This window comes from Fructilactobacillus sp. X2R1C3, from assembly GCF_059901425.1.
Genome location: NZ_JBWXUW010000001.1, coordinates 21579 through 46799 on the forward strand (window position 1 = coordinate 21579; position 25221 = coordinate 46799).

23 protein-coding genes are annotated in these 25221 nt (G+C 44.6%); 8 read left to right on the top strand and 15 right to left on the bottom strand.

The features are described 5' to 3' along the window. Positions 1-299 precede the first annotated feature (299 nt). On the top strand, positions 300-3266 hold the full coding sequence (locus tag AC6UDD_RS00070; protein ID WP_500717248.1) for a bacterial Ig-like domain-containing protein: 2967 nt from the start codon (positions 300-302) through the stop codon (positions 3264-3266). A 99-nt stretch (positions 3267-3365) separates the two neighbouring features. On the opposite strand, the gene AC6UDD_RS00075 is transcribed toward AC6UDD_RS00070, so the two are convergent. Together AC6UDD_RS00075 and AC6UDD_RS00080 are read right to left on the bottom strand one after the other, a co-directional pair. Continuing rightward, positions 3366-4055: a hypothetical protein gene (locus AC6UDD_RS00075; protein ID WP_500717250.1), complete on the bottom strand. Its 690-nt coding sequence runs from the start codon at positions 4053-4055 to the stop codon at positions 3366-3368. Next, the gene (locus tag AC6UDD_RS00080; RefSeq protein ID WP_500717252.1) at positions 4048-4677 is read right to left on the bottom strand and encodes a hypothetical protein; all 630 of its coding nucleotides are present in this window, start codon (positions 4675-4677) and stop codon (positions 4048-4050) included. The genes AC6UDD_RS00075 and AC6UDD_RS00080 overlap by 8 nt, the downstream gene beginning before the upstream one ends. Before the next feature lie 176 nt (positions 4678-4853). Here AC6UDD_RS00080 and AC6UDD_RS00085 point away from each other — a divergent pair, with 176 nt between their 5' ends. Further along, a complete protein-coding gene (locus AC6UDD_RS00085) occupies positions 4854-5360 on the top strand; it encodes a type 1 glutamine amidotransferase domain-containing protein (RefSeq protein WP_500717254.1) in 507 nt (168 codons plus the stop codon). A 54-nt stretch (positions 5361-5414) separates the two neighbouring features. Here the strand turns inward: AC6UDD_RS00085 and pyrC are convergent, their stop codons facing one another. Next, entirely contained in the window at positions 5415-6689 is a 1275-nt protein-coding gene (gene pyrC, locus AC6UDD_RS00090; protein WP_500717256.1) for a dihydroorotase, read from the bottom strand. A gap of 2 nt (positions 6690-6691) precedes the next feature. Then, positions 6692-7636: an aspartate carbamoyltransferase catalytic subunit gene (locus AC6UDD_RS00095; protein ID WP_500717258.1), complete on the bottom strand. Its 945-nt coding sequence runs from the start codon at positions 7634-7636 to the stop codon at positions 6692-6694. Positions 7637-8015: 379 nt separating this feature from the next. On the opposite strand from AC6UDD_RS00095, the gene AC6UDD_RS00100 reads away from it, so the two are divergent. After that, positions 8016-8957 carry a dihydroorotate oxidase gene (locus tag AC6UDD_RS00100; RefSeq protein ID WP_500717260.1) on the top strand — a complete coding sequence of 314 codons (942 nt, stop codon included), beginning with the start codon at positions 8016-8018 and terminating at the stop codon, positions 8955-8957. Between the two features lie 21 nt (positions 8958-8978). Beyond that, entirely contained in the window at positions 8979-9440 is a 462-nt protein-coding gene (locus tag AC6UDD_RS00105) for an NUDIX hydrolase (RefSeq protein ID WP_500717262.1), read from the top strand. 59 nt (positions 9441-9499) lie between these two features. Here AC6UDD_RS00105 and AC6UDD_RS00110 read toward each other — a convergent pair whose 3' ends face one another. Further along, a complete protein-coding gene (locus AC6UDD_RS00110) occupies positions 9500-9622 on the bottom strand; it encodes a hypothetical protein (protein WP_500717264.1) in 123 nt (40 codons plus the stop codon). A 9-nt stretch (positions 9623-9631) separates the two neighbouring features. Continuing rightward, positions 9632-10207 (bottom strand): hypothetical protein, encoded by a 576-nt coding sequence (locus AC6UDD_RS00115; RefSeq protein ID WP_500717266.1) that lies wholly within the window; start codon positions 10205-10207, stop codon positions 9632-9634. 122 nt (positions 10208-10329) lie between these two features. Between AC6UDD_RS00115 and AC6UDD_RS00120 the strand changes: the two genes are divergently transcribed. After that, entirely contained in the window at positions 10330-11178 is an 849-nt protein-coding gene (locus AC6UDD_RS00120; protein WP_500717267.1) for a hypothetical protein, read from the top strand. Between the two features lie 242 nt (positions 11179-11420). Here AC6UDD_RS00120 and AC6UDD_RS00125 read toward each other — a convergent pair whose 3' ends face one another. The 3 genes from AC6UDD_RS00125 to AC6UDD_RS00135 form a co-directional block, all read right to left on the bottom strand. Beyond that, a complete protein-coding gene (locus AC6UDD_RS00125; protein ID WP_500695492.1) occupies positions 11421-11948 on the bottom strand; it encodes a DUF308 domain-containing protein in 528 nt (175 codons plus the stop codon). Positions 11949-12060: 112 nt separating this feature from the next. Beyond that, entirely contained in the window at positions 12061-12702 is a 642-nt protein-coding gene (locus AC6UDD_RS00130; RefSeq protein ID WP_500717269.1) for an NAD(P)H-binding protein, read from the bottom strand. A gap of 17 nt (positions 12703-12719) precedes the next feature. Further along, complete coding sequence (locus AC6UDD_RS00135) at positions 12720-13919, bottom strand: MFS transporter (RefSeq protein WP_500717271.1); 1200 nt, start codon at positions 13917-13919, stop codon at positions 12720-12722. Positions 13920-14146: 227 nt separating this feature from the next. Between AC6UDD_RS00135 and AC6UDD_RS00140 the strand changes: the two genes are divergently transcribed. Both AC6UDD_RS00140 and AC6UDD_RS00145 read left to right on the top strand, forming a co-directional pair. Then, positions 14147-15382 carry an aminopeptidase gene (locus tag AC6UDD_RS00140; RefSeq protein ID WP_500717273.1) on the top strand — a complete coding sequence of 412 codons (1236 nt, stop codon included), beginning with the start codon at positions 14147-14149 and terminating at the stop codon, positions 15380-15382. Next, the gene (locus AC6UDD_RS00145) at positions 15382-16263 is read left to right on the top strand and encodes a glycosyltransferase family 8 protein (protein WP_500717275.1); all 882 of its coding nucleotides are present in this window, start codon (positions 15382-15384) and stop codon (positions 16261-16263) included. Before AC6UDD_RS00140 ends, AC6UDD_RS00145 begins: the two co-directional genes overlap by 1 nt. Before the next feature lie 47 nt (positions 16264-16310). On the opposite strand, the gene AC6UDD_RS00150 is transcribed toward AC6UDD_RS00145, so the two are convergent. Next, entirely contained in the window at positions 16311-17231 is a 921-nt protein-coding gene (locus AC6UDD_RS00150) for a prenyltransferase (RefSeq protein ID WP_500717278.1), read from the bottom strand. Between the two features lie 23 nt (positions 17232-17254). Further along, complete coding sequence (locus tag AC6UDD_RS00155; protein WP_500717280.1) at positions 17255-18169, bottom strand: prenyltransferase; 915 nt, start codon at positions 18167-18169, stop codon at positions 17255-17257. A gap of 104 nt (positions 18170-18273) precedes the next feature. Here AC6UDD_RS00155 and AC6UDD_RS00160 point away from each other — a divergent pair, with 104 nt between their 5' ends. After that, complete coding sequence (locus AC6UDD_RS00160) at positions 18274-19251, top strand: polyprenyl synthetase family protein (RefSeq protein ID WP_500717282.1); 978 nt, start codon at positions 18274-18276, stop codon at positions 19249-19251. An 8-nt stretch (positions 19252-19259) separates the two neighbouring features. On the opposite strand, the gene cydC is transcribed toward AC6UDD_RS00160, so the two are convergent. The 4 genes from cydC to AC6UDD_RS00180 are packed head-to-tail and all read right to left on the bottom strand — an operon-like array spanning position 19260 to position 25216. Further along, positions 19260-20999 carry a thiol reductant ABC exporter subunit CydC gene (gene cydC / locus AC6UDD_RS00165; RefSeq protein ID WP_500717284.1) on the bottom strand — a complete coding sequence of 580 codons (1740 nt, stop codon included), beginning with the start codon at positions 20997-20999 and terminating at the stop codon, positions 19260-19262. Continuing rightward, positions 20992-22734, bottom strand: a complete 1743-nt coding sequence (gene cydD / locus AC6UDD_RS00170; protein WP_500717286.1) for a thiol reductant ABC exporter subunit CydD — start codon at positions 22732-22734, stop codon at positions 20992-20994. The genes cydC and cydD overlap by 8 nt, the downstream gene beginning before the upstream one ends. A gap of 20 nt (positions 22735-22754) precedes the next feature. Beyond that, positions 22755-23780 carry a cytochrome d ubiquinol oxidase subunit II gene (gene cydB, locus AC6UDD_RS00175; RefSeq protein ID WP_500717289.1) on the bottom strand — a complete coding sequence of 342 codons (1026 nt, stop codon included), beginning with the start codon at positions 23778-23780 and terminating at the stop codon, positions 22755-22757. Beyond that, positions 23777-25216: a cytochrome ubiquinol oxidase subunit I gene (locus AC6UDD_RS00180; protein WP_500717291.1), complete on the bottom strand. Its 1440-nt coding sequence runs from the start codon at positions 25214-25216 to the stop codon at positions 23777-23779. The genes cydB and AC6UDD_RS00180 overlap by 4 nt, the downstream gene beginning before the upstream one ends. Between the last annotated feature and the right edge of the window lie 5 nt (positions 25217-25221).

Sequence of the window (25221 nt, forward strand, 5' to 3'; positions counted from 1 at the left end):
TAGCTACAATTACCGTTAGACCAATGACAAATTAACTAACCATTTGTAAGAGGAAATTCAAATATCGGAAATTCGATAAAGCATACGGCTTGCTATATTTTGCACGCTATTTTTACGTAGTAATTATTATTTTGTAACCCCTCTCTACTAGTACGCTTTACAGAGATTGTGAAACATGTTAGAGGGTTGAATGCCGACATCATCGTGTTTACAATGTGAATTGTGAATATATAAACAGCAGTTTTACTATATATTCTGATAATTCACAAGATGTATTTTAGAACGAGAGGGGAAACCTTATGCAGAACAATACCAAGAAACATTACAAGATGTATAAAGCCGGAAAGCGGTGGATGGTCGCAGCGATTGTGACCGTCGCTGCTGTCGGAGGATTGACGGTTGGCGCCAGTGCTGACACTAATGGTCAATCTAATAATAATAATCACAATGTACAAATTATTAAAAAGGCAGCGTCCAGTCAACCAGTAAAGGGTGACCTAGTCACGACTTCTGCTCAATCGCAACCGGACAATCAAAATAAGTCGAATCCAGCCGTAACTCAAACGCAGGATAATCCAGCTCAAGCTAATACTAGTCAGACCACTGGGACAGCTTCAATGGCTAGTGCTCAAGCAGGACAAACTGACTCGTCTAAACCGACGACAAACAATGCGCAAGTGGACCAATCGTCAGCAAAGAATGGTAACGGTCAAACCGAAAAAGCAGCTCAGTCAAATTCACAACCGACTAATAACCAAGCCGCTACTAGTCAGAACGATGCACAAAGTAAAAATCAAACGACTCAACCAGCTCCAAATAGCGGTCAACAAAACGCAAATGACCAAAAGAATGACCAGGTTTCAGCTAATCAAGCTAGTCAAAAAACAGATAATCAAGGTGCCAATTTTAATAAACAGGTAGTTGCTCCAGAAAAGCAGACACCGAAAACCACTAATAACGTTCAGACTAACCAACCGGCGGTAATTAATCAGCAAGCAAAACAGATAACTAAAAACGTTCAGTTTAGCAATAAGGTTTATAACATAACGGCTGGTGCCATCGATGTTATGAAAGGTCAGCCAGTTCCGACTGATCCCGCTGACTACAGTATTACTGCTAGTGTAAATGGTACTCCATTAACGGTTACTTCCATCGATGTTTCAGATGTTAATAATGAAGTTCCTGGAACATACAAGTATGGTTTCACGCTTTCTGATGGCAGTGTCTGGACCACTGGAATTGTTCAAGTGGTTAATTTTACCGCTAATAATCTTGTTGTCTATCAAGGCAATCCAACTAACATTGATTTTTCCGATCCAGATAGCTATGACGCAGTTATGGGGAACCCAACGTGGCCTAGCATGGCCATTTGGGGTGTCTACGGTGGTGTAGATGCTAACAAGCCAGGAACTTATAACGTCATAATAATGGGAACTAGTGATCCCAATGGTCCGCAACTCAGTAGAACTGTTACCGTTGTTCCGATTCCCGCTGACGCGGTTACCGGTCACGACATCAGTATTCGAATTGGGCAAGCCGTTCCAGACGACGCTAAATCCTATGGTGCGACAGCTCTTAACCCAGATGGAAGTCCGGCAACGATTACTGGGATTGACACTTCCAAAGTCAATAACACTAAGGCGGGAGATTATCCGGTTGTCATTAGTGCGTCAAATGGTTTAACCAAGACGGTCTACGTTCACGTGCTCTTTAACCACACGAGTTTAAGTGCGCATAACCTGACCATCTACACCGGCGACCAGGTTCCAACCGACCCAGCAGCATATGACGCCAAGGCAACCGATTATGATGGCAATCCGGCTAAAATCACTAAGATTGATGTGTCGAAAGTAAACAATCAGGTCCCTGGCGTTTATCCAGTTTGGATTCACGCTGACAATGGTGAAACACTCGGTGTCACCGTTACGGTTGTTAAAAGTCGGATTAGCATTGCCGCTCACGGAACCAGCATCAGAATTGGGAGACAGGTTCCAACGTGGCCGAGTGCATACGGTGCTAAAGCAACCTACAAGAACGGGAAGCCCGCCAAGATTACCAAGATTGACGTTTCAAAGGTTAACAACCAAGTTCCCGGTGATTATCCGGTCACCATTACTTCAGATAACGGCGAAAGTATCACCGTGACCGTCACTGTTTTGAAGAATCACACACGTTTAAGTGCTAACAACATCAAGATTTACGTTGGTCAAAAAGTTCCAACCGACCCGGCAGCTTACGATGCTCAAGCAACCGATTACGACGGCAATCCAGCTCAGATCACAAACATTGACGTATCCAAAGTAAATAATGAGGTTCCTGGCGTTTATCCAGTAACGATTACCGCCAACAACGGTGAGAAACTGGGCGTCACGGTCACAGTGCTCCCTGACGAATCAACGCTAGTAGGCCACGGATTAACTATTTACGTTGGTGACCAGGTCCCAACTGACCCGCAAGCATATGGTGCCAGTTCCACTAACACGGACGGTACAGAAGCAAGTATCACTAGTGTCGATACTTCCAAGGTTAATAACAAGATGCCCGGTCAATATCCGGTTGTCATTACTTCATCAAATGGCAAGAAATTAGTAGTAACAGTGACCGTCTTAGCGGATAAGACAAGCCTTGAAGGTCATGGAATTACCATTCACGTTGGTGACCAAGTTCCTACCAATGCCGCTGCTTACGGTGCTAGAGCAACCAATGCTGATGGTACGGAAGCTACCATTACAAGCATTGACACTTCTAAAGTTAATAACCAAGTTCCTGGTCAATACAAGGTCATCATTACCGCCTCAAACGGGGATACATTGGTTGTTACTGTCACTGTCTTGGCTAAAAATGCACCAACTCCGAACCACCCAAGCAACAATGGTGGTAACGGCACTAACCCGATTACACCAAGTCATAACGGTGGCAACGGTAATGGTGGGAGCTCGGTAACTCCAAACCAACCAAGTAGCAATTCTGTCATGCCCGGTCAACCAACTAACAATGGTGGATCTGCGGTAGTGCCAAATAATGGTAGTCAGACCGGTACACCAGAAGCTTCAACGAAGCAGCATGGTAGCCAGGTAGTCGAACCGCAAAGTACACAAGCCATTCACCAGGCTTTCAATTCTTCGGAAACGAACGCTAAGCAGAATTCCAAGAACTTGCCACAAACTGGTGAGAACGACTCGTTAATCCTCGAGTTAATCTGTCTTGGTTTTATTGCTTCAGCAATGGCTTTGGCACTTTGCGATTTGAAACATCGGGTGAAATAACTCGGTATCATGGTTAAATACGAGAAGTTTGAAAAATTTGTTTAATTAAAGTAAATTAGTTCAAAAAAATAGCCTTCAGGAATTTCCTGAAGGTTATTTTCATTGGTCCCACTTCGTCACTAACGAGTGGCCCACGGTCACGATTGGCTGATAGCTTAAGACTTGATTGGTCTTGGTGTTGTACAGCACGTCGCCCAGCTTGTCGACGTTATCACCACCGTTTTGGTTGTACTTGGTTGCGTACGTGACGATAACGCGAATCTTTTTAATCGTTTCGGGACTGTTCGGATTGTCGTACATCTGTAGTCCAACCATTTTACTCTTGACGCCCATGCTTTTGACCTTATCCTTGGTCTGCTTGTTTCCCTGTTTACCAAAGACCTTTTGGTTACTGGCATAATTTGGTCCAATGAGTCCAGCTTCCTTTAGGACTTGGGGCCGTGCCAGGAATTGATCGTCGTTGTCGTAGGTATAGAAAATCTGGAAGAATTCGTTTAGGTTCTTGTAGGTCGTGTCAGCCATGTGCTGGTTTTGCAGAATACTGCCGGCCTTTTGATTGTCGGTGTTTAAAAGACGATTCTTATAACTCTTGTTTAGGGAGTTAAACCGTTGGTTGTACGTTTTTTGTTCGGCAGAAAGGGTGGCCCGATTGGTTTTAACCTGGGTGTTAATGGTGTCGTTATGAATCATCAGGGTGAAGATGGCGAGGAGCAAGACGACAATGATTACGAACATAATTGCTAGAACACTGACGTTTTTATTGAGGTGAAATTTGTTATTTTTAGCCATTGATTTCTTGGCCTCCTAACGCCACGAACGTGCTGGTCCATGAAGTCCCAACGAGGGTCGTCTTTCGTTTCTTGACGTTGTAGTTAACGACGTAATTCAAGATATTTGGTTTCTTGTTTTTCTTTGACGCAAAGGTAATGGTGATCATCGAGTTGTAGGATTGCGATTGATTGTCGTAACGAGCGTTATTCACAGAGACATCCTCAATCTTTTGGTTTAGGTATTTTTCGTTGTGCCCCTTGGTACTTAAAATGGTCTTAGTAAGCATTGGATCGAAACGGTCCCTTTTTAACTGCTTACTAACGGCTTGGCGCTGTTTGCTCGATTTGGCCGTATATGCCATCTTCATGGCCTTTTGGTAGACCTGGTCGTTATTTTTCTGAATGGCCGTGATGTCGACACCGGTCTGGTGTTGTTTCTGGACTTTTTGTGCGGTCTTTTTGGCGTTTAATGTATTGGTTTCCTGCCGGGTCGTCTTAATCTGGGTCATAAGTTGTTGGTTTTGGGCCTTGGCGTGATGAGTTGAGAATAACAGGCATCCCATAAGGATCACTAAGACAAAGATGATGCAGGATGCGACCGTCACACAAACTAGGTTAACGTCATGTTTAGACTTGTTCATAAAATACCCTCTAATTCTGGAAAATGTAGTTACGTTAATTATAGCGGCTTTCCGTGAGAAGTGTAAATCAAATTTCCGTTAAGTTTGTCTTGGCCGCAAGTGGGAAAGATTTTAAGCAAAATATTTTCCCTGAAATTTCATTCCATGTTAAATTGTAGGTAAGGAAGTGATAAGAAATGGCTAAAGTAGCTGTATTAGTAACTAATGACGTTGAAGATGTTGAATTAACTTCACCAGTTGAAGCTTTGAAAAAAGCTGGTCATGATATCACGATCATCGATAAAAAAGCTGGCGAAGAAATTACTGGCAAGCACGGACACAAGACCAAGGTTGACGCTGGAATTGCCGACGTCATCCCAGAAAGTTTTGATGCCTTGCTAGTTCCCGGTGGCTTTTCACCGGATCAACTGCGGGGTGACCCACGATTCGTTAAATTTGCCAGAAGCTTCTTGTTAGCTGACAAACCAACGTTTGCGATTTGCCACGGTCCACAATTGTTCATGCAGACGGGACTGGTTAAGGGTCGCACGATGACCGCTTATAAGACCGTTCAGACCGACATTTACTACGCTGGTGCCATTGTGAAAGATGAACCGGTGGTAAAGGATCATCACTTGATTACGAGTCGAACACCGGATGATTTGGATCAGTTCAACGCTGCCATTGTCGAAGACTTAATTTAAGCTAGAAGTAGTAAAAATGCTTTACGTATTTAATTACGTAAAGCATTTTTTTAATTATGGTTGATAAACGATTTGGCCGTTAACGAAGGTCATGAGGTTTTGTGCGTCGACCTGCTCGCCAATAAACGGCGAGTTGGTTCCCTTGGATTTCATGTTTTTGGTTGTAATTTGATGCGGAGCATTGAGGTTCCAGATTGAGAAATTAGCGTGATTGCCAACCTTGATTTGGTTTTCTTTTGAGAGCTTGAAGGCTGCAGTTGGCTTGCTACTCATCCATTCTAGTAGTTGACTCAAAGTCACCAGACCGGTTTCAACCAGCCTCGTGTATAACAGTGGAAAGGCCGTTTCAATGCCGGTGATCCCGAAAGCTGAATCGTTAAAAGAATGTCCCTTGTCAGAGACGGTGTGGGGAGCGTGGTCGGTCGCAATTATGTCGATGGTGCCATCCAATAATCCATCTAGTAACGCTTGCCGGTCTTTTTGGGTTCTAAGTGGTGGGTTCATCTTGTACATGGGGTCGTCACTGGTAATCATGGTGTCGTCTAGTAGGAGGTGATGCGGTGAGACCTCGGCGGTGACGCTCACGCCATCCGCTTTAGCCCGGCGAATCAGTTCCACACTGCGCGCCGTTGAGACGTGGCAGACGTGGTAGTGAACGCCGCTCACCCGTGCTAGTTCAAGGTCACGGGCTAGTTGGCTGGTTTCCGTCACTTCGGAGATACCCCTTAGGCCTAGTTTTCTGGCGGTTAATCCCTCATTAATGACGCCACCGTTCATTAACGAACGGTCTTCGACGTGGGCGGCCAGAGGCAATCCGGTTTGGGCGATTTCTTTCATGGCCGCGTACATGGTCTGGGCGCTCTGAATCCCAATCCCATCGTTACTGAAGGCCACCGCTCCAGCCTGTTTCATTGCGGCAAAGTTTACGAGTTGGTCGCCACGCTCGTTGTAGGTGACGGGTGCGAACTGTTTCACGTTGACAACGCCCTGTTGCAGGTTATGTTCAATCATCGTCTTTAGTTTATCGGGGGTGTTGGGGACGGGTGTAACGTTTGGCATGGCGCAGACGGTCGTGTAACCACCGTGAGCGGCCGCTTCACTACCGGTTTTAACGGTTTCCTTATCCGTTTGACCAGGGTCTCTGAAGTGAACGTGCACGTCCACCAAACCGGGCAGTATCACCTTATTCTTGGCGTCAATGACCCTGTCGGCCTGCGTCGGCTCAATTTGAGGTTTAATTTGTTTAATAACACCATCATCTAACAGTAAATCACGCTGTTTTAAAGCTTGATTTTGAAAAATTTGTCCGTTTTGAATTAAAATTTTCATCGTTAGTCAATTCCTTTAATATCGGCCTGATTGACGATGCCCTTGTTGACCAGGACGTCGGTCAAAATGGCCATGCGCATGTACATCCCGTTCGTCATCTGCTTAAAGATTCGCGATTTGTCGGCTTCAACGAGGTCGGAATCAATCTCAATTCCCCGGTTGACGGGAGCGGGGTGCATGATGATGGCATTATCCTTCATGGTTTGGTAGCGCTCCTTAGTTAATCCAAATTGTTCGTGATAACTGGTGGCGTCAAAGTCCGCCAGTTCTTTTCCGAGGCGTTCCTTTTGCACCCTGAGTAACATTACAATGTCGGAATCGTGAGCCAGTTCGTCAACGGTTAAGTGCTTACCGTACTCCTCAAATTTCGGGTCGTACCACTGGTCAGGACCCGCAAACGACACGTGCGCTCCGAGTTTAGTTAAAAGTTCCATGTTGGAACGAGCCACTCTGGAGTGGTTTAAGTCGCCGATGATTCCGACGTTTAAATTCTTGAAGGTGCCAAATTCCTGGTAGATGGTCATCATGTCAAGCAGCGATTGCGATGGGTGCTGACCGCTTCCATCACCACCGTTGACGACGCTGATTTTCAGGTTGTCATCCAGTAATTGTCGATAGTATTCGTTTTCGGGATGGCGAATCACCGCGATGTCAACGCCAATCGCCTGAAGCGTTTTGATGGTGTCAGAGAGGGTCTCACCTTTAGTAACTGAACTGGTATCGGCGTTAAACTGAAGGACCTGGATTCCGAGTCTGCGTTCCGCCATCTCAAAGCTGGTGTGAGTTCTGGTACTGTTCTCAAAGAAGAGGTTCATTGCGTAGGTGGGGCGGTTTAGGTGCACCGACTTGCCCTCTTTGAATAGCTGTGCCAGTTTAATCTTATGTAAAACCTGTTTCTCGTCCATGTCAGAGACTGTCACTAAGTCATGCTTGTATGAATATGCCATTTGATCCTCCTAGATTTTTACTTGGTTGAATTGCATAAATAAAGGGCCTACTACAAATTAACGTAGCACGCCCACTTTTTGACATGACCAGTTAACTTTTCAATCTCTCTGGATTGAATTAAAGTAGTCTCGATTTATTTGATAATTACTCTAACTAAATTTACGCCGAAAGTCAATTATTTTTTAGGCAAGTTTTCTCAGTTGACAATTGTGGGTGAGGGTCGTTATGATAATAACAATCAATCTTTAATTGGTTCAGAGAATCCAAAAGATTATTAATCCTAACTAAACTAATCGCGGTCACAACTATGACTAATGGGAACTTCTCTGAATGCCCACTAGTAGTTGTGACTTTTTATATACCAAAGGAGTTATTACAATGGATCACATTTCAATTGCAGCACAGATCGGTAACGAGACGTTTGCCCATCCCTTTTTAAACGCTGCCGGAGTCTTTGACGAAACCGTCGAAGAGATGAATCAAATCTTGAACTCAGAGGCAGGTGGCGTGACGACCAAGAGTGCCACGTTAAAACCACGTGAGGGAAACCCTAAACCACGTTACGCCGAAACAGAATTTGGCAGTATCAATTCCATGGGACTGCCAAACAAGGGACTGACATACTATCTCGATTACATCGAACAAAATCAGATTGACAAACCAATCGATTTATCAATCTCAGGGACCTCCCTTGGTGACAACATCACGGCGTTAAGAAAGATTCAAGACAGTAGCTTTACCGGTCTCTGTGAACTTAACTTGTCGTGTCCCAATGTGATTGGCAAGCCGCAGATTGGTTACGACTTTGCGGCCGTTCACGCGGCCATGGAAGCCATCTTTAGTTTTTACACCAAGCCACTGGGTCTTAAGTTGCCGCCATATTTTGACCTACAACAATACGATGCCATAAGTAAGATTTTAAACCAGTACCCTTTGACCTACATCAACACTATTAACAGTGTTGGTAACGGCTTAATTGTGGACGCTGACACCGAATCAGCGGTCATTGCCCCCAAGGGTGGTTTTGGCGGCATCGGTGGCTCATACGTCAAGCCCGTGGCGTTAGCTAACGTACGCGCCTTCAGAAAGCGTTTGAAGCCAGATATCAAGATTATCGGAACTGGCGGCGTTAGCACCGGGAAGGATGCCTTTGAGTTAATTCTGTGTGGGGCTGATGTCGTTGAGGTTGGAACGGCCCTTTTAAAGGAAGGTCCGAAAATCTTTTCACGTTTGGATTCTGAACTGACAGATATCATGCTTCATAAGGGTTATCATCAGTTGTCTGATTTTCGGGGGAAACTCAAGGAGCGACAGGACTAGTTTGGAACTCAAAGGAGAAAAATGGCAGATTATATTAAGGAACTCCGTTCGTTAGTCGGACATCGTCCATTGATTTTAAACACTTCAGCTGGGGCATTGTTAAATTCTAAGAATCAGTTGTTGCTTCAGGAAAGAACTGGAAATGATGATTGGTGTTTTCCTGGTGGATTTATGGAATTTGGTGAAACTTTAGTTGAAACATGTAAAAGAGAATTTAAGGAAGATTCCGGACTTAAAGTTGAGCCAGTATCATTACTCGCAACATTTGACGATGATATTTATACTTATCCTAATGGAGACCAAACTCAACCGATTACTAATTTATTTTTAGTTAAAAAAGTTGGCGGCCATTTACTAGAACATCCAACCAAAGAAACTAGTCAATTACGATATTTTGATTTAGATAATTTACCGCACTTTTTTAATCACCAGTCAGAAAAAATGGCTCAAACGGTGATTAATTATTGTAAACAGAATAATTAATTTAACAAAAAAGGGTGACCACACGATCGAATCGCGTGGTCACCTTTTTAGTTTGAACCTTAAACTGCGTTTGAAATTTCACCAATTGGACCGGGAATTAACAGCACTAACGCCATGCAGACGAGTAGTACAATTACAAGTACAACAGCAATCCCAATGATAATCTTAGTTGACTTGGGCATAATTTCCTCCTAATCATTTTTGATTAGATCAGTCAAAAAGATGAGCTCCCATGAATTGAAACACACAATCTCAATCTTTTTGAGTTTGATCTTGTGTTCCTCATTTAAAATGGGGTCAAACGGATCGTCAACGGCTCGTGAAATCAGTGAGAACTTGGACGGTTCTCGATTCTTCATGTAGCCAATGCGGTCTTTTTTCTGGTTCTTCTTGTTAATTGTGACGATTTCAAAATTCACTTCACTCCGTGACAGATAATCAAGGACTTCCTGAAGTGGATTCTTAAAAGGAAGGTCTTCAATTGTTTTAATTTGTGGTGTATCCTTAAGCCCATATTCAGTCGCAAAGGTCCGATACTCGATCATCTGTTTTAAGTATGGAGTTCCCGTGTTAAAGACCGGAACTTCTTTTGTCAGATCGATTAATTCGTAGTTATCAAGGCGACCTTCGAGGTCAATGGTCCTCATCAGCGCATACTTGTCGTTATGTTTTAAAACGTAACCAACGTCGAATTTGTTTTTCCGTTCATTTTCAAAATATTCCACCATCGTGGTGGGACTGAGTTCATCAATATCAATGTCTTCCATTTCATTCACCTCCTGGGCTCAATCTCATCATACCCAAACGCTCACGATAGTACAAACATTTAGAAAATTGAGTTTAATTGGGTGTAAAATAGATACCAGAAGAACTAATAAAGGGGAATTTCATGTTAAAAAAACTTGTCAAGACGCGTCAATTCAAAACATTATCGCTGGAGTTCGTGGCGTATGCTTTCGTCATTTTAGACTTACTCTATTATGAAGCTTTTCACCTGTCGGCTGAAATCAGTCTGATTTTCATTTTCATGGCGGTTCCAATGGCCTTCTTTGAGTCAAAGGGGAAGGGCTATCAGTGGTCGTGGTTAGCGGCCTCAACCTTGATTTGTGGAGCAGCCGCTTCGGTGATGAATCGACCGTACTTTGTGTTGGCCGTGTTGTTCTTCACCGCCGTCTACGCCTTCATGATTTATCACCCGATTAGTCTGTATCCCAAGTTTTGGATGATGTTAATCTACTGGATGGTGTTCATCTTGGGATGCGACATCATCACGTGGACGGGACGCAAGATTAATATCGTGACCGAGAGTCATAAGCAACTTTTGAGCGCTAATCTCGAAATTATTGGAATTACCCTGTTAGTGATGGTGATTTTGACGGCAATCGGCTACTACTTGATTCACCGGCAGTTAGAACCCTTACTTATTAAAAACAGCATCATGTTCTGGATTAACGTGGTGTTGGGCGTTCTACTGGTCATTCAGTCGGCGGTCGTGGTTTTCTGGTTGAAATTTGGACCGTTCAACCTTCACCTTGGTCCGCATTCCGTCATTGGTGGTTTCACGATGGTCGGCGGTAGTTTGATTGCCCTGCTGATTTACATTGAACTGGTGTTTATTATCATTAATTCGATTTGGTCCAGTTACACGATGGGCAAGTGGCAGGTCGTAAGTAGCTTCGTTTACTTGGACCTAGTGCTCGTGTTTATCATGCTGCTTCTGGGTAACTCATTAATTTAAATAAAATTGACAAAATAAAATGACTTCACGTATTTGAGTACGTGAGGTCATTTTTGGTTTGCTTAACCTTTGAGATACCAATCAATTAGCAATTGGTCGTCTGAATCGGGATTGATAATAATTTGACCCATATCATTAGTTTTAGTTTTTTGAGCCAGATTTTTACTCAACAGATTATTCCAAAAATGTTGAATTTTTTTATCATCATTTTTCATGTAAATCCCTTTTAATTAATACTTAATTTAAAATGCCATTACCAACAACTTAATTCCTTCAACGATGAAGTAGATGCCGATGAAGATAATAACAACGGCATTTGAAAGGTATGGAGTAAACAATAAGATAATTCCAATGATGATTCCGATGATGCCGGCCGTTACGATTAACCAGTAGTAACGTTTGGCTGACTTCTGTTGTGCTTTGGTAGCCGAGTAGATGCTTAGACCAGAGTCAACGATGAACCAGATCGCAAAGGCGATGGCGATGAGGTAGAAGCCAAATGAGCGGCTGAATAACAGGATCAGACCAATGATGATATCGATAATTCCATTGATGATAATCAAGTATCCCGAAACATCAAAGTTCTTTTGCAGTTGATGATGAAGTACCAAGTGATACAGACCAATGCAGAGTGCCACGATTCCTAAAATAACGGCTAGTGCCTGCAGTGTGGCAAATGGTTTGATGAAGACAAAGAGTCCGGCGGCAACAAAGATAATTCCCGCAATTAAGGCCCATCCATCAAACCCTTTTTCTTTTTCATTAAACATATAAAACGCTCCCTTTATTTAAAGCTATTACGTGGTTAATTATAACGTAGTTTGTAGGGAATGGTGAAAATAAAAAACAGCTGACTTCATGCCAACTGTTAGAATTTAATTTTTAATAAAATGAAGGTTTGGAAAGATCCTCAGTACCAGGTTCAACTACACCAATGTCTTCACGTTGGTATTTGCTTGGGTCTTCAATGATGCTGACGATTAACTTGGCAATGGCCTCCCGGGTGACTTGAGCACCCTTAAATGGCTTACCGGCGGGAATAACTTCGTATTTTTCGTTATTCTTGTCGTTATACAGCCAGGTCATCTTCAAGTAAGTGTAGTCGATGTCGGAGTCAAGCAGTTCCTTATAGGCTTTCTTGGGATCAGCGTAGGTACTGCCAATCATCTCGTTGTTCCACTTCTTAAATGGTCCAACGACCGTATCGTCAACGTCCAGGAGACCAGCGACGATTAAACGTTTAACGTCTGCCTGGTCCATGGCCTTGATAACGGAATTCATTGCCTCAGCGTGGGGAACATCTGAAAAGACGATGTCTTGGCCTTTCATGACGTCGGACAAAGTTTCATCATCATTGATGTCACCGTCAACGACAGTTTCTCGTTTGGGGTCACTGACAGTTAACCGACTTTTAGCGTTACGAGCTAGTAGCGTCATGTCAACGTCAGTGTCCTTTAATAACTTTTGAATTACGATGCTAGGAATTTGTCCCGCGGCACCTAAGATTAGTACTTTTTTTGCCATATGCAATTCCTCCGTTTCTATTCATCACTTTTGACGCCCTTAGTGTGACGCATTTCGTAACGAACTACAAATGTTATGAACGCCGAAAACAGTAAAATAATGGCGACAATCGTGTACGGATAGTGCGGATTAATGTCCATTAGGACTCCGGAAAAAATGGGTCCGATGATGTTACCGACACTGGTTAGTGACATGTTTAAGCCGTTGATTAAACCCTGGTTATTCTTGCCAAAACGAGTCAGCAAGGTCGTGATGGCGGGCCTTAGCACGTCAAAAGCACAGAAGACGACTAGGGTGGCAATGATGACTTCGATTTTACTGTGAGCAAACAGGATCCAGACGATACAGATGGAACTGAGGATGAAACAATCACGGATGAGACCCAGTTCACCGCGCATTCGGACTAAGCGGTCGAAGAAGACCACCTGAAGAACCAAGGAAATCATTCCGTTAATGATTAGGACAACGGCAATGTTATCAAGGGTAAAGTGAAAGATCTGGTTCACGTAGATCGTGTAGATACTTTCAAAGCCCTGCAGGCCAAATGATGAGATTAAAATCATGGCGAAGAGGGCAATCATGGCACCGTTTAGGATGGATTTCAGGCCCTTTTCGGTAATGTGGACCTCTTCCATGACGGGATTTTTTTGATTGGTCTGTTTGATGTGCTTGGGAAGTCCCACCACGAAGAAGATGACGGCAATGATGCCAAGAACGCCCGCAAACCAGAACGGGGTTTTGTACCCAAACTTGGCAAGGGCACCACCAATTCCGGGACCAATGATTAAGCCACCACTAAAAGCGGCCGATAGCAGGCCAATGACCTTGGCCCGTTGTTCTGAAGACGACAGGTCAGCGGCCATTGCCATGGACGTTGGCACCACCATGGCGGCCGAAATTCCACCAATTAGTCGGGAAATATCGAATAACAGCAGTGTATTAGAGGCCGCAAACATCATTTCTGAGACTGAATAAAGGATTAGACCCCCAGCCAGAATCGGCGCCCGACCAATCTTGTCAGAGATCCGGCCGACAAATGGCGATCCGATGAACTGAGCTAGGGCGTACAGGGAAGTCATGGTTCCCATCTGAGCGGTGGTTAAATGATATTCGTTTTTAATGAAGGGTTCGACTGGAATTACCAGACTCATCCCTAAACAAATGATAAAGTTCGCAATAATCAGGATGAAAATTGCTCGTTTGGCAGCTTTTGACACGTCGTCCCCTCCCGTTTCGTTAAGTAATATCATCCATTTTAGCACGGTATCACGCGCTTGCTCCAGTCCCATTCTGAGAAATTGTGAAGTCAGATAAGTTGAAAAGCCGTGGTTTCGGACTTACATTCCGTAAGTTAAATTTTGATTGCAAAGCGTTACACTTATTAATTGTAATTGGAAATAAAAATCAATAGAATGGACGCAACGAGAAAAGAAGGGATGATTGCATGAAGAAGGAAGAATTAGAGCGTAATTTAAAAAAGTATGCGGAATTGATTGTCAAGGTCGGAGTAAACGTCCAACCGGGTCAGACGGTCGTTCTGTATATCTCTGATCATCACCAGGACTTGGCTCACATGATTGTCAAAGAAGCTTATGAAGCCGGGGCCGCCGATGTAATGGTTAAGTGGGATGATACCTTAGTTTCTAAGCAGTTCTTAGAACACGCTAGTGAAGAGCGCCTAGAAAAGATTCCCCAATACATGATTGATGAAGCCAACTACATCGTTGATAAGCACGCCGCTCGGATCTCAGTTTTGTCGGAGGACCCGGCTGCTTTTGCCAAAATCGATCCCAAACGAGTGGCCAAAAACACGGCGGCCATGGGGAAGGCCACGAACGCGGTTCGGGTTGCCACACAGAATAACGACTTAACCTGGACGGTCGTGGGTGCCGCTGACACCGCCTGGGCAAAACAGGTTTTTCCTGATTTATCGGATGACGAAGCCGTTGACAAGTTGTGGCGCGAGATTTTCAAAACCGCTCGAGTCGATAACGATGACCCCATTCAGGCTTGGAAGGACCACAAAGACAAGCTTCAGGAAAAGGCAGCTTGGTTAAATGAGGAACAGTTTAACACACTGCAGTACCACTCTCCACGAACTGACATGGAGGTCGGATTACCCAAGCACCACGTCTGGGTCGGGGCTGGCAGTACCAGTGTTGACGGCATTAAGTTCATGCCCAACATGCCAACCGAAGAGGTCTTCACGGCTCCTGACAAACGCCGGATTAACGGTCACGTCACTTCAACGAAACCGTTAAGCTATTCTGGCACTTTGATTGAAGACATGGAATTCATTTTCAAGGACGGACAGGTTGTAAAGGCCACCGCCAAGAAGGGGCAAAAGACACTTGACCACCTCCTTGCCACCGATCCGGGAGTTCGTTCGCTCGGCGAAGTTTCACTGGTGCCGGATCCTAGTCCAATTTCACAATCGGGCATTATCTTCTACAACACCCTGTACGACGAAAATGCTAGTGATCACATGGCACTTGGAGCGGCCTATCCATTCAGTGTTGTTGGAGGGACAGAGATGAGTCCAGCAGAACAAGATCAGGCTGGCTTGAACAGCAGTCAAGAACACGTTGATTTCATGATGGGTTCTGACGACATGAACATTGACGGGGTTAAGGCTGATGGGACGGTCATTCCCGTCTTTCGTAACGGAGACTGGGCCTAGTGGAAAAACCAACTGAAGTGGCTCATCCGCTCACGATTGCGTCCACCACTGACAACAACATGGCGCTGCCGCTGGCGATTAATTACACTTCTATCCTTTTAAACAATCCTGACGCGGACTTTGAGTTTTTTGTCGTTAACGATCATTTAAGTCCCGAAAATCAGAACTTAATTGCCACGCTTCCGAAGCTTTTTAAAAACTGTCAAACGGTGAAATTTTTAAAACCCCACGAGGACCGCTACCAAAAGGCCAACACGGATGCCCCAAACAGCATCATCAAGCGCAATACTTACTATCGCATTGACATTCCGGAGGAGATTGACCGGCCGAGAATTCTCTATCTTGACGCTGATATGATTTGTGTCGGTGACATTTCGGGGCTTTATCACGCTGATCTAAATGGAAAGGTGATTGGGGCCGTCGAAAACGCTGGTTATTTGGACCGCCTGCGTGAGATGGGAGTCAGTGAGAAAGCTGACCATTACTTTAACGCCGGCCTGTTACTAATTGACACCAAGAAATGGCGGGAAAACGGTATTTCTCAAAAAGCTCGTGAACTTGCCAATGACCATCCGGAAATGTTGCGGTTTCAGGACCAAGATGCCTTAAATGCCATTTTTAACGGTGACTGGCAGTCACTACCCTCCAAGTACAACGTGCAGAGTAACCTGGTGAAGGGCAAATACCGTAAAAGTGAGACAACGGATGGGCAGCGTTCTCAAGTAGAGGCATTGGACCATCCCGTTATCGTTCACTACACGAATTTCGATAAGCCATGGATTGTCAAGGTGGATCATCTGCATCCCTTGAGAAGTCTGTATGATGAGTACCAAAATAAATTACTGAATCAACTAGCGTGGTACGTTAGTAATCAGCACTAGTTCTAAATCCAAAAAAGCACCTCAGAATTTTCTGAAGTGCTTTTAGTTTATTTAAATAGGTAGATGATGATGGTGCCAATCATGTAGGTCAAAATGTACAACATGACGATCAGGGAAGTGTTTTTAACGATGACGTTATAAATTTCTTCCTTGTTCTGATTGACATTAAACACTTTGACTTTGGTCCAAACGTATGGATAGATTAGAATGGTCAGTAGGGCAAAGTAGGGAACGATGCCGACTGCCAAAGAAAGAATTGGAATTACGATGATTGAGAGCCAGTAGACCCAGTCAAACACCCTTATGGCGTTCTTTTTCCCGATGTAATCGACTAGCGTGTGACGGTTATTACCGATGTCTTGTTCGAGGTCACACGTGTCGTTTGCGAGTTGAATGATGAAGAAGAGGATAAACGGTAATAGTGTCACCAAAAAGGCGTCCAGCACGCTCATAAGGGTGAAGTTCCAGCGGTGGATACTTCCCATGTACATGTAAATGAGGGGAACAAAGAACGGAATTAACGTGGCCACCGCTAACTCACAGAGTGGCGTCGCGTCTAAAGGCTTTGGTCCCGCCGAGTACGCCAGTCCTAACAGAAAGCCAATCACACCGATCACTAGGGTCGGCCATCCGGTAAAGTAACTCAGGATCAAACCGGCGATGATAATAAAAGCCGCAAAACCGTACAACCAGTGACGAATCATCGTCAAACTCAGGTGGTTACTCCCGATGGTACTCGTACTGTGCTTGTAGTCCGTCTTGTCGGTGGCGTGTTCGTAGTCTTCAAGGTTATTCTGCATGTTTAAAAAGAGGTGCAGGGCGATGACAATCACGAAGGCGCAGATGGCGTACAGCCAGTTAAACGAGCCGTAGTAATAGTAAGAAAAACTAGCCGCAAGTATGAGCCAGGTCACGTCCAGCGGCGTTGTGTAAATCTCAGTTAGTTGATAAAAATACTTCCAGGTCATGATTTACCTCCAGTGTAAATGAATTAAAGAAAGATTTTGATAAGGGTTCCGATCATGTAAGTAATGATATACAATCCCATCAACATTGTCACCCCACCAACAATTTGGTGGTAGACTTCCTGCTTGTTCTGATTGGTTTGAAAAATTTTGACTTTCTTCCAGGCCAGCGGATAAGCCAAAATAATTAAATTTGAGATGACTGGGACGTATCCAAAGAAGGATAAAATTGGTATGATTAAGATTGTCAACCAGAAAACAATTGTAAATAATTTAATTGCGTCTGACGGTCCGATGTAATACACCAGGGTGTAACGTTGATTTCCGATGTCTTCTCTTAGGTCACAGGTGTTGTTGGCGAGTTGGGTAATGTAGGCCAACACAAACAGGAACATGGTGACCAAGAAGACGTCTATGACACTGTCCCAGGAGAAGCGAAAGCGATGAATGCTTCCCAGATAGACGTAGACTAGCGGGTCAAAAAACATGATGAGCATGCCGGTCGCAAGTTCACAAAACGGAGTGGAGTCCACTGGTCTGGGGCCCGCCGAGTAGGCTAATCCGAGGCCAAAGCCAATAATGCCAATGATTAACGTGGGCCAACCAGTGAGGTAGGCGAGCGTGAGTCCAAGGATGGCAACAATTATCCCCATTGAGACGACCCATTTCCAGATCATCCGGGTACTCAGATGATACTTGCCGATGATACTGGTGGCGTGCTTGTAGTCGGTCACGTCGGTCGCGTGTTCGTAGTCTTCAAGGTTGTTATGTAGGTTTAAAAATAGGTGCATCAGGAACACGATGAAGAAGGCCCAGGTGGCGTACAGCCAGTTGAAAGAACCGTAAAAGTAGTACGAAAAGCTGGCACAGAACAGTAGGATTAAGACGTCGACCGGGGTGGTGTACATCTCGGTTAGTTGATAAAAGTATTTCCACTTCATTGTTTTGCCTCCGAAAGTCATTGTTAATGTTATTATTATTAAGGATAATGCTGTTATTATAGTACCATGAAAATATCGTAAAGTTACCATAAAAAGGAAAAGACATGAAAACAACCATTTGGAATAAATTTCCTGAAATTGAATCTGAACTGGTTCAAGTTCAATCACTCATAAGTAAAGAGATTCAGGTTCCTGAGGCCAAGTTTGAACGGGGAATCGAAGAATTAATTAACGGAAACGGCAAGATGCTAAGGGCGGCGCTCCTGTTGATCGCAGGTAACTTTGGCACGGAAGCGGTGGAAAGAAAGAAGCTTTTACAGGCCGCCGCTTCAATTGAGGTCATTCATTTGGCCTCTTTGGTCCACGATGATGTCATCGATCAATCAGACCTTCGTCGGGGTGAGAATACGTTAAACGCCCAGTTTGGCCAGCGCGAAGCCATCTACCTTGGTGATTACCTGTTCACGAAATACTTTGAGATGCTTTTGGACTACGCTCCGAGTTTTGATAATTTGCGTTACAACGTTGAAAGCATGAAGGACGTCTTGTTTGGTGAATTGGCCCAGGACGAAAGCAAGTACGACTTAGACCGAAGTGAACAGGACTACTTTGACTCGATTCAGGGAAAGACGGCGGAACTCTTCAAAGTGGCAATGGGGGAAGGTGCCATTCTGTCGATGGCCGATGATGACACCATCCAGATTGCCGAAAAGATTGGATTGAACTTTGGGATGGCGTTTCAGATTCGAGACGACCTCTTAGACTTTGAGCCAGACGTTGAGACCGAAAAGCCTACCCTGCACGATGCCAGTGAGGGTGTGTATACCCTGCCCGTCATTGAGACCTTAAAGACTTCCGACGGTCCGCAGTTAAAAAAGATCCTAAAAAAAGACCAGCTTAAAAAAGCTGATCTAAAAGAAATTGCTAAAATTGTGAGTGACAGTGGCGGAATGAAAGCGGCGCGTCAGATTTATACGCAGTACTTAGACGACGCTTTTGACCTAATTGCGCAGTTGCCACAATCTGAAAGTACTGCCGTTCTTAAAACCATCATTTCGGAATTGTTTCAGTACTCTAAATAATCGAATAATTACTTACCAACGTCCATTGCGTACAGTCTACGATAACGGGCGTTATTTTTATACAATACTTGTGGGTTTCCTTCCATCTTGATGACGCCGTTTTCAAGGAAGATGACTTCATTCATTTCGTCTAAGCCTTGAAGGTGATGGGTAACCCAAATCACGGTCTTGTCTTTTAGAACCCGACTGATGGTGTTAATCAGATTATTTTCGGTAATCGGATCCAGTCCCACGGTGGGTTCATCAAGTAGGACAATTGGGTTGTCCTGCAGGAGGATCCGAGCCAGCGCAATTCGTTGCCGTTGTCCGCCAGAGAACCTGATTCCGTTTTCCTTGACGTTCGTGTCGTAGCCGTCTGGCAGTGATTCAATGTAGTCAGACAACCCCACGGCCTTGATGGCCCTTTTGACGTCTTCGTCAGTGGCATTTTCGTTTCCAATCCGGACGTTGTTTAAGACCGACGTGTCAAATAGAAACGGACTCTGGTCCAGCACACTGAACCACTTGTAGCTGTCGGACTCAAACTTATAGGCGTCGACGTTGTTGATTAAGACGTGTCCGGTCGTTGGTGTAAGCGCTCCGGTTAAAAGCTGCAAGAGGGTCGTCTTTCCAACTCCACTGGGGCCGATGATTGCTAACTTATGGTGTTGATCAATCTTAAACGAGACGTCTTTGATGATGTCATTTGCGTCGTCCTGGTAGTGAAAAGTAACGTGATCGAGTTTAATGGAATTAAAGTCAGAAGGGGTAGGCAACTTTTCGTCTGAGACGTACGGTTGCTTCTCTTCATTTGAAAGTTGATTCAAGTGGACCACCGAATCACTGTACATTGGCCACTCTTCTAGGGCTTGAGAGACCGGCACGAAGGCGTCCATCAGTGGGAAGATTCCCATGACGAAGGCGGCCGCGTAGTTGACGAGTTCCTGGGAGCCCTTGAAGTACAGGTTGGACCAAAGTAGCGTCCCGATGATGACGATTGCGAAGACCACTTTAATGAGAAATTCACGGTTCCACTCAAATAGGTGGGTCTTGTCGTTAGACTTGGCAATCTTCGGGTCATTTTTTCTGACGTGATTGATAAAACCCTTTTCTCGACCTGAAATCATCCAGTCCGCAATGCCAAGGGTCGAATCCGTCAGATTTTCATATGACTGGTGGAGAAGCGACTTCTGGTATTCCTTAGAAGCGCCCCGCATGGCCTCAGAGGCAAGTGGGACAAAGAACAGGATGATGGTAAACGCCACGAACATGAAGATGGCGTATGGCCAACTAATGATGCCTAAGGCCACAATGATGATGATACCCGTGATGTAGGCCACGATGGTTGGGAAAATGGTTCTCAGGTACAGGTTTTCAAGGTGGTCAATGTCGTCAGCCAGGACTCCGAGTAAATCACCGGTCTGAAATTTCTCACTCAAAAAGAGGGCGGATGATTCCAGGGTGGTGTAGAGTCGTTTTCTGAGGGCGGACGTGACCTTTAAGACCCAGTTATGACTGTTGAGTCGCTCTAAGTACTTAAAGACTGGTCGACCGATTCCGAAGGCCCGCGTCAAGATGACCGGGACGTAGACAATCAGGATGTTGTAGGGATGGGTGGCCGAACGACTAATCAAGTAGCCTGCAACGAACATCAACCCAATCCCACACCCAAAGGTCAAGACGCCGAGAAAGAAAACCCAGAATAACAGGACCTTGTACTTGGTCAGGTACGGTTTAATCCACGTATCGTTTTTAAGTAGTTTACGCATTGTTCCCACCTCGAATCTCACTAATCAATTGCTTGTAAGCTCCGTTTTGTTTCGATAATTCAGTTTGAGTTCCCTGTTCAACGATCTTGCCGTCTTCCATGACTAGAATGTAGTCCATTTCGTTCATCCAGTGCAGTCGATGGGTCGCAAAGATAACGAGGTGATCTTTGAAGATGGGAACCATGGTTTGTTTCAGTTGATATTCGGTTTCAATGTCTAAATGGGCGGTTGGTTCATCTAACAGGAGAATCGTTCGCTCGGTATCAAGCAAGGTTCGGGCCAGGGCAATCCTTTGGGCCTGACCACCACTAATGCCTCTCCCACCTTCACCAATCTTGGTGTTCGCCTTATCTGGGAGACTGGCGACAAACTTGGATAGTCCCGCTTTTTCGATGGCAGAGTTAATGGCATCAGCCTTAGCATCGGGTTTGTAAAAGGCGACGTTTTGCGCGATGCTTCCGGCAAAGATGTATGGATCCTGAGGGATGTAACTGATGTGCTTCTGCCATTCCGATTGAGCCAGGCTGTCAATTGCTTGACCGTCAACGTTGAATGGGAGATGACCGTTTTCGTTAGTTGGTGACAGCCAACCACCCAGTAGGTTTAAGAGTGTGGATTTTCCCGACCCAGATCGACCCACGATACCGATGTTAACGAATCCGTTCAGATTGAAGTTGGCATCGGCAATGTTGTCCTCCTTTTGGTCGTAACTGAAGTTTAAATCACTAACCTTTAAAGTACTGTCCTTAGTCCAGTTATGAAAGTTTGTTAGTTTAATTTGACTTGTTGGACTTGGTAAATCCAAGATTTTGTTGATGTCAATTAGGGCATTTTTACCGTCCAACGTGGCATGATAGTCATTTCCGTAATCTCTGACCGGTAGGAAGTAGTCAGGGCAGAGAATCAGGATGATTAGGGCCGGAAGCAGGGTTACGGTACCATTAATTAATTTCACACCTAATAAGACGGCCACGATGGCAATTGACATGGTCGTAAAGAAGTCGAGAGCAAATGTCGATAGTAAGGCGACTCTTAACACGCTCATCGTGCTCTTTCGGTAGTTTTCACTAACCCGATAGATGTTGTCCCCGTAAGATTTACTGAGGCCAAAGAGTTTGAGGGTCTTAAGTCCCCGCATACTGTCAATGAAGTTATTGGACATCTCTTTAAAGCCAGAGTACTGTCGGTCAGATTTAGACTGAGCGGCGAGTCCTAGAATAATCATGAACAAGATGATTACCGGGAAGACCAGTAGCATTACGACCGCTGAGAGCCAGTTAACGAAGAAACAGTACAAAAGGATGATCCATGGAATAATGGCCAGGTTAATGGTCTTCTGCAGGATGAGGTTAAGGTAGTTCTCCACCTTATCGATTCCCTCAAGGGCGAGCGTTACCATGTGACCTGATCCGATGTTTGAGACCATGGCGGGTCCGAGTTCGAATTCTTTTTGTAGGAGTTGTTCTTTTAACTGACTACTAGCCTGACTGGCAAATTTATCGGTAATTTGATTTTCAATTCTTGTGATCAAGTATCTTAATGCGAAAGCAACAAAAAAAGATAGCACGGGTATGGTTAACGCTGCTATCTTTTTTTGTTCCCAAGTAAGCACCATTGCCTGTGAAAGAAAGAGGGCTTCTAAAATGATAGCGATCGATTGAACGACTGCTAGAATACTTAGCTTGGCAATTAATTTTTTGACCCCAGGAATTGATAGAAGTTGTTTATCAAACATGTTTTATCAATCCTTAATTTTTAGTATCCAGAATTGGTGTCTTCCATATCTTTAAGCGAGATGCGTTGCCATTGTGAGACGTAACTCCAGGTAAAGTAGATCGCGATGATCGGTAGGAGGATACATGCCACGATGGTCATCACAACTAGCGTATATGGTGATGAAGAAGCGTTTGCGATTGAAATCGTGTGGGCTGGATCATTGGCACCCAATACGTTAGGGAATAAACCAATAAAGATCAGGATTACTAGTAAAGCAATGGTACTGGTACTTGCAAAGTAAGCTTGTAGTTCATGACCAGAGCCACTAGCAATTTGACCCCAAATAGTTGTAGCAACGATTAATGCTAATACTACTACAGTTGAGACCAAATGTGTCTCGAAAAAGTTGGTTTGGAAATATAAGGCAATCACAACTAGGATTTCCACTGGGTATGCCAACCAGTACAGGTTGGATGCCATTGCTGAGGCATGGTATCGAATTAAACCAGCCGTGTGCAGGGAAATGTAGTGCAGCCCCTGATAGAGACATAAAGCAGTTACCGTAATTCCGCCAAGGATTGAAAGTGGGTTAACGACGTCGAAGAAGGTGGCGTAGATGTTACCCTGACCATCCATTGGCAAACTTTGAATCATGTCGGTAAAGAGCATCCCGAACAGGAAGGGAATGAAGACACTTCCGAAGAAGTTGGCCCACATCCATCGGTTTCGGCCCTTTTTGGTCTCCGCGTTTTCGGAGAATTCAAACGAGACTCCCCGAAAAATCAGGGCCACCAGGATAAAGAACAGCAGGAGATAGAATCCGGAGAACAACGAAGCGTACCACATTGGCATGGCCGCAAACATTGAACCACCAGCGGCAACCAAGAAGACTTCGTTTCCACCCCAGTGGGGTCCAATCGTTCGAAGCACTAATGCTGCTTCCCCGTAGTTACTAGCCAGCAGTCTTGTTGACATTCCGGCCCCAAAATCAGCTCCATCGAGAATTAAGAACAGTGCGAACAGTAATCCGATTAAGAAATACCATAAAAGTTGTAATAAACTCATTTCTCAAAAGCCTCCTTTGAAAATGGATCTTCGGTATCGTAACTCTCGTGATCGCCGACACCTTCTGGACCCTTGTAAAGTGCTTTTCGTGAGTACATAAACATGAAGACACCCAAGGTAGCAAATAAGAAGAAGTAGATAATGATGGTAAAGAGCACGGACGCTGCCGTCGTACTTGGCGAAACCGCCTTGGCAATTGGCAGTAATCCGTAGACAACCCATGGGTCACGACCTCTTTCAGTAACCAGCCAACCACAGGTGTTAATAATGAATGGTCCAAACGTTGCAACCGTCAAAAGCAACGTTAACCACCACTGCTTGCCAATCGTATTCTTCTTTTTCCTTGAGAACCAAAGTCCACAAATGGCTAAGAAGGCTAAGACCATTGCACCAAATGCCATGATTCTAAATGAGTAGAACAAAGTATTTACTGGTGGATAGTAGTTCATGTCTTTGCCGAACTGATTGTCCCACTTCTTGTGGAGCTTAGCGTTGGTTTCATTCATACCGGTAACTGATCCACTTAGCTTGTGGTACGTCAAGATGTCCATCATGTATGGAATCTCAATCTTGAAACTAGCACGGTGTTCGTTAGTATGAGCGAATTCAACGGCCGTCCAAGCAGCTGGACTCTTGACGTTTTCAAATTCACCTTCAGCAGCGGCGAATTTCATTGGTTGTTGGTGACTTAGATAAAGCATCTGTTGGTCTCCACTAAGGAAGCTACCGCAGACGGCAATCAAGCCGACGGTCAAACCAATTCGCATTGATTTTCTGAAGAAGTCTGGCCATTTCTTTCTAAAGATCATCCAAGCTGATGCACCGGCAACGATGAATCCACCGGTAACACAGGCTCCGAAGATCACGTGAGGGAATTCGTACCAGAGTTGTTGGTTAGTCAGGATGGCGCTAAAACTAGTCATTAAAGCGTGACCGGTCTTAGGATCAATCCGGTAACCAACGGGGTGTTGCATGAAACTGTTGGCTGATAGAATCCAAAGTGCTGAAATGGCTGAACCAAAGAAGACCAACCAAATCATCAGGGCATGCCAACCTGGTTTTAATTTGTCCCAGGTGAACATCCAAACCCCGATAAACGTTGATTCCAAGAAAAAGGCCAACAGAGCTTCGATGGCTAACGGCGCCCCGAAGATGTCACCCATAAATCTTGAGTAATCAGACCAGTTCATCCCGAACTGGAATTCTTGAATCAAACCAGTTACAACTCCGACCGCGAAACTAAGTAAAAAGATCTTACTCCAAAATCTCGTCATCGTCTTATAGACTGGTTTTTTGGTCACCGCATAGAAGGTTTCCATGATTGCAACGATCAGTGCCAATCCAATTGACATTGGGACGAAGAAGAAATGGAAAATCGTGGTTTCAGCGAACTGAATCCGCGCTAGCGGCAAAACACTTAAACCTAAATTAAGCATTGTAA